Origin of the sequence: Streptomyces sp. NPDC058145 (assembly GCF_042884245.1) — a bacterium.
Lineage (GTDB): Bacteria > Actinomycetota > Actinomycetes > Streptomycetales > Streptomycetaceae > Streptomyces.
Genome location: NZ_JBHVUH010000014.1, coordinates 199,847 through 213,447, shown reverse-complemented (window position 1 = coordinate 213,447; position 13,601 = coordinate 199,847). Strand labels below are relative to the sequence as shown.

General features: G+C 73.1%; 13 protein-coding genes. 11 read left to right on the top strand and 2 right to left on the bottom strand.

Going from position 1 to position 13,601, the window contains the following annotated elements:
- The first annotated feature begins 16 nt into the window (after positions 1-16).
- A complete protein-coding gene (locus tag ACFVVO_RS29920; protein WP_390059109.1) occupies positions 17-1,198 on the top strand; it encodes a winged helix DNA-binding domain-containing protein in 1,182 nt (393 codons plus the stop codon).
- Positions 1,199-1,439: 241 nt separating this feature from the next.
- Here the strand turns inward: ACFVVO_RS29920 and ACFVVO_RS29915 are convergent, their stop codons facing one another.
- On the bottom strand, positions 1,440-1,745 hold the full coding sequence (locus ACFVVO_RS29915; protein WP_390059018.1) for a hypothetical protein: 306 nt from the start codon (positions 1,743-1,745) through the stop codon (positions 1,440-1,442).
- A gap of 259 nt (positions 1,746-2,004) precedes the next feature.
- On the opposite strand from ACFVVO_RS29915, the gene ACFVVO_RS29910 reads away from it, so the two are divergent.
- The 8 genes from ACFVVO_RS29910 (at position 2,005) to ACFVVO_RS29875 (ending at position 10,406) form a co-directional block, all read left to right on the top strand.
- Positions 2,005-2,373: an arsenate reductase family protein gene (locus ACFVVO_RS29910; protein WP_390059016.1), complete on the top strand. Its 369-nt coding sequence runs from the start codon at positions 2,005-2,007 to the stop codon at positions 2,371-2,373.
- A 120-nt stretch (positions 2,374-2,493) separates the two neighbouring features.
- Positions 2,494-3,237: a hypothetical protein gene (locus ACFVVO_RS29905; RefSeq protein ID WP_390059014.1), complete on the top strand. Its 744-nt coding sequence runs from the start codon at positions 2,494-2,496 to the stop codon at positions 3,235-3,237.
- A 352-nt stretch (positions 3,238-3,589) separates the two neighbouring features.
- On the top strand, positions 3,590-4,621 hold the full coding sequence (glnII, locus tag ACFVVO_RS29900) for a glutamine synthetase (protein ID WP_390059012.1): 1,032 nt from the start codon (positions 3,590-3,592) through the stop codon (positions 4,619-4,621).
- 395 nt (positions 4,622-5,016) lie between these two features.
- A complete protein-coding gene (locus ACFVVO_RS29895; RefSeq protein ID WP_390059011.1) occupies positions 5,017-5,601 on the top strand; it encodes a winged helix-turn-helix domain-containing protein in 585 nt (194 codons plus the stop codon).
- Between the two features lie 67 nt (positions 5,602-5,668).
- Positions 5,669-6,694: an NAD-dependent epimerase/dehydratase family protein gene (locus tag ACFVVO_RS29890; protein WP_390059009.1), complete on the top strand. Its 1,026-nt coding sequence runs from the start codon at positions 5,669-5,671 to the stop codon at positions 6,692-6,694.
- Between the two features lie 52 nt (positions 6,695-6,746).
- Positions 6,747-8,018 (top strand): sensor histidine kinase, encoded by a 1,272-nt coding sequence (locus tag ACFVVO_RS29885; RefSeq protein WP_390059007.1) that lies wholly within the window; start codon positions 6,747-6,749, stop codon positions 8,016-8,018.
- Complete coding sequence (locus ACFVVO_RS29880) at positions 8,003-8,656, top strand: response regulator (protein WP_390059006.1); 654 nt, start codon at positions 8,003-8,005, stop codon at positions 8,654-8,656. The genes ACFVVO_RS29885 and ACFVVO_RS29880 overlap by 16 nt, the downstream gene beginning before the upstream one ends.
- 175 nt (positions 8,657-8,831) lie before the next feature.
- Positions 8,832-10,406: a DUF1996 domain-containing protein gene (locus ACFVVO_RS29875; protein WP_390059005.1), complete on the top strand. Its 1,575-nt coding sequence runs from the start codon at positions 8,832-8,834 to the stop codon at positions 10,404-10,406.
- Between the two features lie 80 nt (positions 10,407-10,486).
- Here ACFVVO_RS29875 and ACFVVO_RS29870 read toward each other — a convergent pair whose 3' ends face one another.
- Positions 10,487-10,879 (bottom strand): hypothetical protein, encoded by a 393-nt coding sequence (locus tag ACFVVO_RS29870; RefSeq protein ID WP_390059004.1) that lies wholly within the window; start codon positions 10,877-10,879, stop codon positions 10,487-10,489.
- A 165-nt stretch (positions 10,880-11,044) separates the two neighbouring features.
- Here ACFVVO_RS29870 and ACFVVO_RS29865 point away from each other — a divergent pair, with 165 nt between their 5' ends.
- Positions 11,045-11,563 carry a tetratricopeptide repeat protein gene (locus ACFVVO_RS29865; protein ID WP_390059107.1) on the top strand — a complete coding sequence of 173 codons (519 nt, stop codon included), beginning with the start codon at positions 11,045-11,047 and terminating at the stop codon, positions 11,561-11,563.
- 61 nt (positions 11,564-11,624) lie between these two features.
- Positions 11,625-13,538, top strand: a complete 1,914-nt coding sequence (locus ACFVVO_RS29860) for a hypothetical protein (RefSeq protein ID WP_390059002.1) — start codon at positions 11,625-11,627, stop codon at positions 13,536-13,538.
- The last annotated feature ends 63 nt before the right edge of the window (positions 13,539-13,601 follow it).

Sequence of the window (13,601 nt, the reverse complement as noted above, 5' to 3'; positions counted from 1 at the left end):
CGACGGGGAGGTCGGCATGGGCGACGGACGACGGCACATCGGTACGGCGGAGCGGCGGGCGCGGCTGGCGCTGCGCCACCGTCTCGCGGACACGGCGCGGGCGGCGGCCCCCGAGGAGGTGGCCGCCGCCCTGGTGGCCCTGCACGGCTCGGACCCGGCGACGGTGTACCTGGCGGTGGCGGCGCGGCTCGCCGACGCGGCGAAGGCGGTGCCGGAGACGGAACGGGCGCTGTACGAGGACCGTTCGCTCGTTCGTATGCACGGCATGCGGCACACGGTGTTCGTGTTCCCCACGGAGCTGACCGCCGTGGTGCACGCGTCGACGGGGCTCACGGTGGCCGCGCGGGAACGTGCCTCGCTGGTCAAGGACATGGCCAAGGCGGGTGCCCCGGACGCGGCCTGGCTGGCGGAGGTCGAGGCGTCCGCGCTGGCGGCGCTGGCCCGGCGTGGTCAGGCGACGGCGGCGGAGCTGACGGCGGACGAGCCGCGGCTGCGCGAGCGGTTCGTGTACGCGGCGGGCAAGAGCTACGAGGGGGTCCACACGGTCTCCTCGCGTCTGCTGCGGGTGCTCGGCGTGGAGGGCAAGGTGGTACGGGGCCGCCCGCTCGGCTCCTGGACGTCCAGTCAGTTCCGCTGGGCGCCGGCACCGCCGCACCCGGAGCTGGACCCGGCGCGGGCGCAGGCCGGTCTGCTGGAGCGCTGGCTGCGGGTCTGCGGGCCCGCGACGGAGGCGGACCTGAAGTGGTGGACCGGCTGGCGGGTGACGGAGGTGCGCCGCGCCCTGGCCGCGATCGGCGCGCACGAGGTGGTCCTGGAGGAGGGCACGGGGTTCGTGGCGGCCGGTGACGTGGACCCGGTGACGGCTCCCGACCGGCCCTGGGCGGCCCTGCTGCCGGCGCTGGACCCGACGGCCATGGCCTGGCAGCAGCGCGACTGGTACCTGTCCGACGGGCTGCGCCCGGAGCTCTTCGACCGCAGCGGCAACGTGGGCCCGACCGTGTGGTGGAACGGCCGGGTGGTGGGCGGCTGGGCTCAGCGCGCGGACGGCGGGATCGTCTGGCGGATTCCGGACGCCGGCGTCCGCCGGGAGGCGGAGCCGGCGGTGGCGGCGGAGGCGGAGCGGCTGCGGGGGTGGCTGGGCACGACGAGGGTCACCCCGCGGTTCCGTACCCCGCTGGAGCGGGAGTTGTCGGCCTGACGGTCCGGGTGCCCCGCGCCGGCCCGGGGCACCCGGCACCGGTTCTCACCGGGTGTAGGGCCTGTCCGGCGGATCATGCCGGAATCGCGGGGCGTGGCACGCCCATCGGCGGCGTTGTCGTCGGTTGCCGACGCTCCGCGTCGGCGCCCTCCTCCGCCTTGCAGCTGGACGCACCACGCCCCGCTCACCCGCGCTGACAGGACACCGTTGCCTACAGCCGGCCTGATCCGCCGGACAGGCCCTAACGCATCAGCGCCCGCACCATGTGGCACGTCGTGGCCGACGGCGGGTGCACGCCGATCCGCTCGGCGGTGCTGCGGATCGTCTCGTCGTGGGCCTGGTTCGGCAGGTGGACGCCGGTGTCGAGCAGGGCTATGGCGAGACGCATGGCCTTCAGGCGCCGGTTGTGGGTGACGTACCACTCGCGGGGCCGCCCGGCCGGCAGCGGACGCTTCTCCATCGGGGCGTAGGGCGAGTCGAGCCGGACGGCGCGCTTGGCGGTGGACTGGGTCGGCAACGGCTTGGACTTCAGGGCGGCAGCGGGCACGGGCATCCTCCTGTCGCGGTCAGGGCACCCACCGGAAGGTCTCCGGCGATTCCCTCGAACACTGCTCCCATTCTACTGCCGGGCACTGACATTCAGGCAGTCGGCGCGGGCCTCAAATGCCCTGGTGAGGATGGAAGTTGTTGGCGCGTCACGGCAGCTTCGGGAGATGCGGGTGGGGTGGCGGAAATTCGAACAAACCCGCCGCCCCGAGGCCGCGGCGCAGCGGGTGCCGGCCCGGTTCTCGCGTACGGTGTGCCGCATGGAGATCTGGATCAACCCGGCCTGTTCCAAGTGCCGCAGCGCCATCAGCCTGCTCGACGCCGAGGGGGCCGACTACACCGTCCGCCGCTATCTGGAGGACGTGCCGAGCGAGGACGAGATCAGGGCCGTGCTCGGCCGGCTCGGGCTCGAGCCGTGGGACATCACCCGCACCCAGGAGGCCGCCGCCAAGGAGCTGGGGCTCAAGGACTGGGCGCGGGACGAGAGTGCGAGGGACCGGTGGATCACGGCCCTCGCCGAGCACCCGAAGCTGATCCAGCGGCCGATCATCACGGCGGACGACGGGACCGCCCTGGTGGGCCGCTCCGAGGAGGCCGTGCAGGAGGCGGTGTCCCGGAGCAAGGGCTGAGCGGGGCGCAACTGCACTGTGACGCAGGTTACTTGGAAGAACCCCGGTGACCGCTGAGTAACCCTGTTCGGGATCTCGTACATAGCGGCGTACGCTCCCCTACCTCTTCAGGAGGCGCGCATGTCGCGCAGGAGAACTCTCAGCACGAAGAAGAAGCTCGCGCTGCTCGTCAGTGCCGCGGCGGTGGCGGGCGGCGGAGCCTTCGCGCTGGCGTCCACCTCGAACGCCGCACAGAGCCCGCAGAACGCCCGGACACTGTCCGCCGGGGACTCGACGGTGTGCCAGGGGCTGGCAACGGCCCACGGCAACAACGACCGGTTCATCGCGGACCAGAAGGCGAACCCGGACGCGCAGTCGGCGGCCCGGATCGCCAACCGCGGGGCGGTCGTCAAGCAGATCGAGGTCCAGCAGAAGGCCGCCGGATGCACCGTTGGGGAGTCGGCTCAGGGCTCCCAGGCGGCGCAGGGCGGCCAGCAGGGCAACGCACAGCAGGGTGCAGGCGCACAGGCGGGCGGCGCACAGGCCGGCGGGGCGCAGGCCGGCGGGGCGCAGCAGTCCGCGCAGCCGTCGGACCCGGCGGCCGGCGGGAACGCCGCCGGCGGCGCCGCGGCCTCGGGCCAGCAGGTGTGCAAGGGCTCGACCGTCACGCTCTCCGGTGAGGGCGGCGCCCCGGCCGCGTCCAGCAACCAGTTCCCGGCCGGCACGACCCTGAAGGTCACCAACCTGGACAACAACAAGTCCACGACGGTGAAGGTCACCTCGGTCTCCGGCAGTTGCGCGCTGCTGAACAACGCCGCCTTCGAACAGGTCCGGGAGCCGGGCAAGTTCCTCATCCGCCGCGCGCTCATCGAGAAGGTGGGGTGAGGCTCGGCCGGTGAGACGCGGGCCGCGACGGCACCGGCAGGGCGACAGGTACGCCGCCTTGCACCCGGCGGAGCAGGAGGCCGGGTGCAGGAGGAACAGGCGGCGTACCCGGCCCGGCCGGTGGGTCGCGGTCCGCTGCCGTTTCGCCGGCCTCCCGTCGTACGCGACCACGCGCCGCCTCACCACGTGAGTCCGGACACAGAACGACCAGGTAACACGGGGTTCACATTCGAGCAATGGCCGGGAAATCGCCTGTTGACAGGCTGCCGGGCAGATCGACGCGGCGCCCCAGTGCCGCAGCGCCGCAAGCACCCGCGAGTGCGACCGACCCACCCCCGAAGGATGTGGCCCCGTGGCCTTCAAGGCTGAGTACATCTGGATCGACGGCACCGAGCCGACGGCCAAGCTGCGTTCCAAGACGAAGATCATCACGGGTACCTCCGCCGGCCTCGAGTCGCTGTCGATCTGGGGCTTCGACGGCTCCTCCACCAACCAGGCCGAGGGGCACTCCTCGGACTGCGTGCTCAAGCCGGTCTTCACCTGCCCGGACCCGATCCGCGGCGGCGACGACATCCTCGTGCTGTGCGAGGTCCTGGACACCGACATGGCCCCGCACCCGACCAACACGCGTGCCGCGCTGGCCGAGGTCGCCGGGAGGTTCGCCGCACAGGAGCCGATCTTCGGCATCGAGCAGGAGTACACCTTCTTCGACGGCGCCCGCCCGCTGGGCTTCCCCGAGGGCGGCTTCCCGGCCCCGCAGGGCGGCTACTACTGCGGTGTCGGCGCCGACGAGATCTTCGGCCGTGACGTGGTCGAGGCGCACCTGGAGAACTGCCTGAAGGCGGGCCTGGGCCTCTCCGGCATCAACGCCGAGGTCATGCCCGGCCAGTGGGAGTTCCAGGTCGGCCCGCTCGCCCCGCTGGAGGTCTCCGACCAGCTCTGGGTGGCCCGCTGGCTGCTGTACCGCACCGCCGAGGACTTCGGTGTCTCCGCGACCCTGGACCCCAAGCCGGTCAAGGGCGACTGGAACGGCGCCGGCGCGCACACCAACTTCTCCACCAAGGCGATGCGCGAGGGCTACGACGCGATCATCACCGCGTGCGAGTCGCTCGGTGAGGGCTCCAAGCCGCTGGACCACGTCAAGAACTACGGCGCCGGCATCGACGACCGCCTCACCGGCCTGCACGAGACCGCCCCGTGGAACGAGTACTCCTACGGCGTCTCCGACCGCGGTGCCTCGGTCCGCATCCCGTGGCAGGTCGAGAAGGACGGCAAGGGCTACATCGAGGACCGCCGTCCGAACGCCAACGTCGACCCGTACGTGGTGACCCGCCTGCTGGTGGACACCTGCTGCTCCGCGCTGGAGAAGGCCGGCCAGGTCTGATTCCGCACCGCTTCCCCGAGGGGGCGCCCGCCAGGACGGCGGGCGCCCCTCGGCGTCCCCGGTCACGCGCGCGGGGTTCACTTCCAGCCGGGCGGGCGTCCAAGCTGTGAGAGAGGGGTCCTGCCCGGGGCCCGCGTCTGCTTGAATGGGCCCATGGCCGGCTTCCAGAACCGCACCGCGACGGGTCGTCACGACCTCGAGCCGTTCTGGCCCTCCCGTCAGCACCACGACTTCGACCGGGTGTGTTGCCGCGCGGCGAACGCGCGGGCCCTCTAAAGCCGTACACTCCGGCCTTCGGCCAGCGCGGAACGACGTACGTCTCCCGGCGCGCCCGACCACGAATCGCGGCCGCCGCACCTTCCGACGGACTCCTCGCGCGAAAGAGCTGACCTCTCATGGCGACCACTCGTTCCCTCTCCACCGCCCCCCTTCCCGACCCTTCCCAGAGCGGTCCCCGGCACCGGCTGCGGGCCGTCGACCGGGACGAGGTCGTGGACGTCGCGGACTTCCTGCCGCCGGGCGCCACCTGGCTGCCCGCGCCGCAGCACACCCTGCCCACCCTCCCCGGACAGCCGCCGATGGTCGGCTATCTGGTGCTGGTCCCGGCCGACCAGCGGCCGCCGTTCCTGCCGGCCGCGGTGCCGGACGGGCCCGGGGCGCCGGCCGACGCGGCCGGGACGGACGGCGACCCGCTGGTGCGGATCGACGCCGTGCAGCGCACCGCCAGCGTCGACGGCCGCGAACTCGACCTCACCTACCTGGAGTTCGAGCTGCTGGCCCACCTCGTGGCGCACCCGAACCGGGTGCACACCCGCGACCGGCTCGTGACCACGGTGTGGGGTTACGGCCACGTCGGCGACGGCCGCACCGTCGACGTCCACATCGCCCGGCTGCGCCGGAAGCTCGGCGAGCGGCACCGCCGGTCGATCCAGACGGTGCGCCGGGTCGGCTACAAGTACACCCCGCCGACCGGGGACTGAGCCGGGCCGTCTGCCCTCGGCAGACAGCCCTTCCCTCCCCGGGCCGGTACCGGGCACGCTCACCGGTATGAGACTTCTGGTGCTGGGCGGTACGGAGTTCGTGGGAAGGACCGTCGTGGAGGCCGCGCTCGCACGCGGCTGGGAGGTGACCGTCTTCCACCGGGGGCGGCACGCGCCTCCCGCGGGGGTGCGGTCGCTGCACGGCGACCGCACCGCGCCCGACGGGCTCGCCGCCCTCGCCGGCGACGACGGCACCTGGGACGCGGTGGTCGACACCTGGTCGGCCGCGCCCCGGGCGGTCCGGGACGCGGCGCGGCTGCTGCGCGGCCGCGCCGGCCGGTACGTGTACGTCTCCAGCCGGTCCGTGTACGCCTGGCCCTGGCCCAGGGGCGCCCGCGAGGACGCCCCGCTGGTCGAGGGCGCCGCCGCCGGCGCCGGGGCGACCGACTACCCGCGGGACAAGCGGGGCGGCGAACTCGCGGCCGTGGAGGCCTTCGGCGCCGGGGATTCGCTGCTGGTCCGGGCCGGGCTGATCCTCGGCCCGTACGAGAACGTGGGCCGGCTGCCCTGGTGGCTGGACCGGATCGCCCGCGGCGGCCCGGTCCTGGCGCCGGGGCCGCGCGACCTGGCCGTGCAGTACATCGACGCACGCGACCTCGCCGGCTGGGTGCTCGGCGCGGTGGAGCGGGCGCTGAGCGGCCCGTACGACCTGGTCGGCCCGCCGGGTCTGACCACCATGGGTGAGCTGCTCGAGGCATGCGTCCGGGCGACCGGCGCGGACGCCGAACTGCGCTGGACCGAGCCGAGGTTGATCCTGGACGCCGGGATCGAGCCGTGGACCGGGCTGCCGGTGTGGGTGCCGCCGGACGGCGAGATGTACGACGCCGTGCACCGCTCGGACGTCTCCCGGGCCCTGGCCACGGGACTGGAGTGCCGGCCCGCGGGCGAGACGGTCGCGGACACCTGGCGGTGGCTGACCGGCATCGGGGGCACGGCACCGCAGCGGTCCGACCGGACCTCGGTGGGTGTCGATCCGCAGGTGGAGGCGGAGGTGCTCGCCGCGGCCCGGGGTGTACCTGGCACCACCCCCTGACCGGGGGCTTCGGGCGCGTGACCGCCGCGCGAGGGTCGGCCAGACTGGCCGCATGACTACCGACACGAAGGGCGGCGCGGTGCGCGCGCGGGCACGGGACGCCGCACTCGCCGCCGTACGGGGGCTCGTACTGGCCGTTGCGATGCTGCCCGTCACGGTGCTGTGTCTCACGCTGACCCTCGTCTCCATCGCGCTCATACCGATCGGCATCGGCATCGTCACGACCCCCTGGATCCTCGGCGGGGTGCGGGGCGTCGCGGACACCCGGCGCAGGCTCGCGGCCGAGTGGGGCGGGGTGCCGATCCCGTCGGCGTACCGGCCCGTGCCCGCCGGCGCCAACCCCTGGACGCGCACCTTCACGATGCTCCGGGACCGGCAGGTGCGGCGGGACCTGCTGTGGCTGCCGGTGGACATGACGGCGGGCTTCGTCACGGCGCTGCTGCCCGCGGTGCTGTGCCTCTATCCGTTCGAGGGCTTCGCGGTCGCCGCGGGGCTGTGGCGGGTGCTCGCGGACGGCGGCACCTACTGGTACGGCTTCGTGCCGGTCACCGACCAGCCGACCGCGCTCGGCGCCGCAGCCACCGCCGCGGTCCTGCTGGTCGCCGCCTACCACCTCGCCCCGCGCCTGCTGACCGCCCACTTCCGCCTCACCCGGGCCGTCCTCGGCGCGGACCGGGGCGCACTCGCCGAGCGGGTAAGGGTGCTGACCGAGACCCGGCGCGACGCCGTGGACACCTCGGCCGCCGAACTGCGCCGCATCGAACGGGACCTGCACGACGGCGCCCAGGCCCGGCTGGTCGCGATGGGCATGGACCTCGGGACCGTCGAGATGCTGCTCGACAAGGACCCGGCGCAGGCCAAGCGGCTCCTCACTCAGGCCCGCCGCAACTCCGTGGAGGCCCTGGAGGAACTGCGCGACCTGGTCCGGGGCATCCATCCGCCGGTGCTGGCCGAGCGCGGACTGGGGGACGCGGTACGGGCGCTGGCGCTGCGCCTGCCGCTGCCCAGCGAGGTGGCCGTGGAGCTGCCCGGCCGGCCGGACGCGCCGGTGGAGTCCGCCGCCTACTTCGCGGTCAGCGAGGTGCTCACCAACGCCGTCAAGCACTCCGGTGCCGACCGGCTCTGGGTGGACCTGCACCACGCCGACGGGATGCTGCGGATCACGGTCACCGACAACGGCAGGGGCGGTGCGGTGACGGGAGCGGGGTCCGGGCTGGCCGGGGTGGAGCGGCGGCTGGGTACATTCGACGGCGTCCTGGCCGTCAGCAGCCCCGTCGGCGGTCCCACCCTGGTCACCATGGAGCTCCCGTGCGCGTTGTCCTAGCCGAAGACCTCTTCCTGCTGCGCGACGGACTGGTCCGGCTGCTGGAGGCCTACGACTGCGAGATCGTGGCGGCCGTCGAGTCCGGCCCCGAACTCGACCGCGCCCTCGCGGAGCTGAAGCCGGACGTCGCCGTCGTCGACGTACGGCTGCCGCCCACGCACACCGACGAGGGCCTGCAGTGCGCGCTGCGGGCCCGGCAGGAGCGGCCCGGGCTGCCGGTGCTGGTCCTGTCCCAGCACGTCGAGCAGCTGTACGCGCGTGAGCTGCTGGCCGACGGCAGCGGCGCGGTGGGCTATCTGCTGAAGGACCGGGTGTTCGACGCCGACCAGTTCGTGGACGCGGTACGGCGGGTGGCCGCCGGCGGTACGGCGATGGACCCGCAGGTGATCCAGCAGCTGCTGTCGCGGCGGGCGGCCGACGACCGCCCGCTCGGCCGTCTCACCCCGCGCGAGCTGGAGGTGCTGGAGCTGATGGCACAGGGGCGCTCGAACGCGGCGATCGCCGGGCAGCTGGTGGTGACGGAACGGGCCATCGCCAAACACACCTCCAACATCTTCACCAAACTGGGGCTGGAGGTGTCGGACGATGACAATCGGCGCGTACTGGCGGTGCTGGCGTACCTCGACCGAGGCCGCTGATGCGAAACTCAACTACCGCTGGTCATGCGCCATTTGAGGCCCATGACGCACGGCGTTCCCCCGACTGATTCGGGAGACGGCTGAACACCTCCGGGGCGGCGTCCGTATGGAAGGACGCCGCTTCACTCCTGTCGGGCGCCTCGATGCTGCCCCGCAAGGAAGTCAGAGGAGTTCCATGGGACGCAACACACGAAAACGCCGTACGCCGCTGGCCACCAAGGCCATAGCCGCATCGGCGGCCCTAGCGCTCGGTGGGGGCGGGCTGATCTGGGCGAACTTCTACGCCTCGGCGCACGAGTCGAACCACCAGTCGTGGGGAGGCAACCAGACCAAGGCCGCGACGGCGCAGGTCGCGACGATCTCGTGTCCGGACGTGGGCCAGAAGCTGACCAACGTGCCGAACCAGGCCCGGGGCGAGGTCGCCGGAGAACTGTCCAACCTCGACCGCCAGATCACCGACGCCTACCAGCGTCTGGCGACCACGCGGGACGCGCAGACCAGAGACACGAGCTTCGTCCAGAACTCCATCCTGCAGCCGCTCCAGGACCGCCGGAAGGCGATCCTGGACCGGATCAGGCTGGAGATCACCCGCGTCGGCGGCACCGCGCCCGGCGACCTGGACACCCTGGCCACCTGCACGGCGCAGAACGCCAACCAGACCACCGGCGGGCAGCAGCAAGACGGTCAGCAGCAGGGCGACCAGCAGCAAGGCGGTCAACAGCAGGGCGACCAGCAGCAAGGCGGCCAGCAGCAGGGCGACCAGCAGCAAGGCGGCCAGCAGCAAGGCGGCCAGCAGCAGGGCGGCCAGCAGCAGAACAACGGCGGGCAGGCCGGCAACGGCCCCGCCGCGGCCGACTTCGTCGACATCACCAAGGTCCAGGCGAATGTGCAGGCCAAGCCCAGCAAGTCCGGCAACGCGTCGACCGGCACGTTCACCACGCGCTGCGGGGTGAACGCGAACAAGAACCACAACACCGACAACGTGATCGTGGCACCCGGCGTGACCAACGGTGCCCACCACCTGCACGACTACGTCGGCAACCAGAAGGTCAACGCGTTCTCCAGCAACAACACGTTCCTGCAGGGCGGCACGAGTTGCCAGAACAAGAACGACCTGTCGTCGTACTACTGGCCGGTGGTCCGCGTCCAGGACGGCTCGCAGGACTTCGACCAGAACGCGGACGGCGGTGGCAAGGAGGGCAACGTCGGCAAGATCCTGGTACCGGCGCAGGCCCAGATCAAGTACGTCGGCAGCCCGACCAGCAAGGTCGTCGCGATGCCGCAGTTCCTGCGGATCATCACCGGTGACGCCAAGACCACCACCAACGGTCTGGCCAACGCCAACGCGCACTGGAGCTGCACCGGCTTCGAGAACAAGGTGCAGCTGACCACGCAGTACCCGATCTGTCCGCAGGGCAGCAAGGTGGTGCGCACGTTCGCCTTCCAGAGCTGCTGGGACGGGCAGAACGTCGACAGTGCCAACCACCGCACGCACGTGGCCTTCGCCGACGCGAACGGAAACTGCCAGAACGGCTTCAAGGCCATTCCGCAGCTGACGATGCGCCTTGTGTACAACATCACCCCGCCGACCGTCCAGAACGGCCAGGTGAAGAACGCCTACGCGGTGGACGGCTTCCCCGAGCAGTTGCACAAGCCGTCCACCGACCACGACGACTTCATCAGCGTCACGACCGGTGGACTGGCCGGCAAGATCGCGAACTGCGTCAACCGCGGTCAGAACTGCGCGTGATCCCCTGAGGCGCGCGGACCGAGGAAGGCCGGTGGCGGGTCCCTCCCGCCACCGGCCTTCGCCGTGTCCGCGCGGCCGGCTCAGCCGCTGTGCGCGTGGTGGTTCGTGCCGATCTCCACATCGCCGCCGAGTGTGCCGCGCAGCGCCTCGACGACACCGTCGTCGCCGACGGCGACCCACTTGCGGCCGACGAGGTAGTAACCGCCGTAGTCCTTGGCGTCGTTGATCCACTCGCGCTGGCCGCGGTCGGTGGCGAAGGTGGCGAGGATGAACTTGCCGTCGCCGTTGCGGCAGATGGCCTGGCGGATCTCGTCGGCGTCGGTCTGCATGTTCGGCTTGCACCGCACCTCCGCGGCCAGGCTCTCCAGGCTGCCGGTCGCTGTGGGCGGCACCTTCTCGCCCTCCCCGCCCGCCCCGCAGCCCGCCAGCGCCAGTACGGCCGCGGCGCCGAGCACCGCACGTGTCAACCTCATCGTTCCTCCGGTCCTGGTAGGCCTGGGGCCTGTCTGACGTCGCGGGGCAGGCGGGAATGGTCGGACAGGGCCCCAGCATGCCGCGTGGAGCCCCGGCACGGGGCCCCGCCCAACGGATACGGCCGCGGGGCGCGGGGCGCTCAATCCGGCACGGTGAGCGCACAGGTGTGCGAGGGTGACCCGGTGAACCAAGACTGGGAAGACCGTGTGACCGCCGCCTGGGCCTCCTTCGACGACTATCCGGAGGAGCGCGCGCAGGAGTTCCGCGACCTGATCGACAAGCTCGTCGCCGAGCTGCCGGAGGGCAGCCCGCTGGGCCCGTTCGAGCAGGCCTGCGCCTGGGACTCCACCGGCCACTCGGACCGGGCGGTGCCGCTGTACCGGGAGGCGCTGGCGCGGGGCCTCAACGGCTACAAGGGCCGCCGGGCGAGGATCCAGCTCTCCAGCTCGCTGCGGAACACCGGGCGGGCCGAGGAGGGCGTCGCCCTGCTCACCCCCGAACTCGACGCCCCTTCGGACGAGTTGGACGACGCGGTGCGGGCCTGTCTCGCCCTGTGCCTGTCCAGCCTGGGCCGCGACCGCGAGGGACTGTCCCTGGTGCTCGGCGCCCTCGCCCCGCATCTGCCCCGCTACCAGCGGTCGATGGCCAACTACGCGCGCCTGCTGGTCGAACCGGAGGAGTGAGCCACCCGGAGTGAGCCGGCCGCCGCGGTGACCTGCCGACGGCTCGCTCGTTCACCGGGATGTGCAGTCACAGGATGTAGCCCAGCGTCACACGAAAACCGCCGCCGGTCCGGAGGTCGGCGTCGACCAGGCCGAGGCCGCGCTCGTCGAGCACTACCCGCGGCTGGTCCGGCTCGCCTACCTGGTCCTGCCACCCGACCTCGGCCGTGGCCGCCGGGTACTGACGGCACACGCCCTCACCCAGCGCGCCCTGCCCCGGGGCCGCCGGCGGAAGTCCGTGATCCCGGCCCAGTCCGCGGGCCGGAACGGCGACCCCGGGTACGCGTTCGTCCGGCAGGAGGTCATGCGTACGGCGCTGGCGGCGGCCCGCACCCGCAGGGGCCGGCCGCGACTGTCCCAGCTGCCGCCGCTGCTCCCCCGGGTGTGGGGTCTCCGGCTGTTCCCGCGCTCCGGCGGGGCCGACGAACTCGCCTTGGACCAGCGGCTGTCCGTCCTGTCCGGCCCGGCCCGGGCCGTCTATGTGCTGCGCGGCCTGGAGCGGCTGCCGGACTCCGGCATCCGCGGGATCCTCACGTCCGCCGGGGTCGACCACCCCGAGGCCGCGCTGTCCGAGGCCAACGGGGTGCCCGCGCAGGACGCCCTGCTCTGCTCCCCGGAATTCGACCCCTGCTCGCTGCAGGCCAGGCCCACCGATCTGGTGCGCCGCCGCCAGCACAGCAAGGCGGCGCTCGCCGGGGTGGCCGCGCTCGCGGTGTGCGGGGCGCTGGTGACCCTGCCGGGCGGCGGCTGGGGACCCGACGGCGCCGCCGCCCCGCTCTACGCGGAGAACCCGGCCGCCGAAGCCGCCCTCGTTCCCGGCAAGCTGGTCCGGATCGCCCCGGCCGCCTGGCGGTCCTCCGCCCGCACCGACTTCTCCGTGTGGCCGGCGCGCGGCACGCTCACCGGTGACCGGGCACTGCTGCGCCGCGCCCTCGCCGTGTGGGCCCGGCCCGGCGAGACGGTCCGCGTCTCGGCGACCCCGGGCACCCAGACCGGCGGTCCGGCGGGCCCGCCCCAGCTGCTGTACGCGGGCGAGGTGGACAGCGCGCGCGTGGTGATCCTCTACGACGGCCTGCGCATCACCCGCTACGCCGAGCCCAGGGACGGCACGGCGGGCGCGGCCCTTGACTTCGCCCGGGTCGACGGCGCGACCGGCACCGAGGCGAGCGCGCTGGTCCTGGGCCGCTCCGACGGCAACGTGCGCTATCTGACCGCGCCCTGGGTGCGCAAGGCCGCCCAGCGGGACCTGATGAAACCGGACGCCGCCCCGCTGCCGCTCCCCGTCACCGACGGCGTCACCGCCCCGCTGGCCAGCCCCGCCCTGCGGACCGGCAGTTGCACCTCCTGGAACGTGCTCCAGCTCACCGGCCCCTCGGGCGATCAGCTCCACACCGATCTGGGCGAGCTGGCGCCCGCCCATCTCACCGCCGGGCGTCCGGGCGCCCCCGTCGAGGCGGCCGGGGTCGAGGGGCTGCGCGCCTGGGCGCCGTTCGCCTGCTCGCTGGCCACGGAGCGCTCGCTGGGGGTGCGTGGCGTCAATGCCTGGGCGTTCGCCGAGCAGCCGCTGCCCGACGGGAGCGGTGCGGGCCAGTGGGCGTGCACCAGGGCCGAGACCTGGCGCGGCGGCGGTACGGCCGCGCTGGCCCAGTTCCGGACGCCGGGCCGGACCGCCGGGGCGGTCGTCGCCAAGGGCGCCGATGTGGCGGCCTGCGGTCCCCGTGATCCGCAGGTGCTGGCCGGGGTGTTGTGGAAGGCGAGGACCGGGGACTGGTACCTGCTGGCCGCGGGCGGCCCGGACGTCACCGGGGTCCGGGCGAGCGGCGGGATCACCGCGGCCGGTCAGGGGCCGCTGCTGGCGGTCAAGGCCGGTCAGGGGACGCGGGCCGATCTGAAGGGGACCCTGAAGGACGGCAGGACGATCAGCGGGCTGCGCTAGGGCCGTTCCGGACAGGCCCTAGTTGACACCGGCGTCAACAAGGCGGCGCGAAGGGGTTCTCAG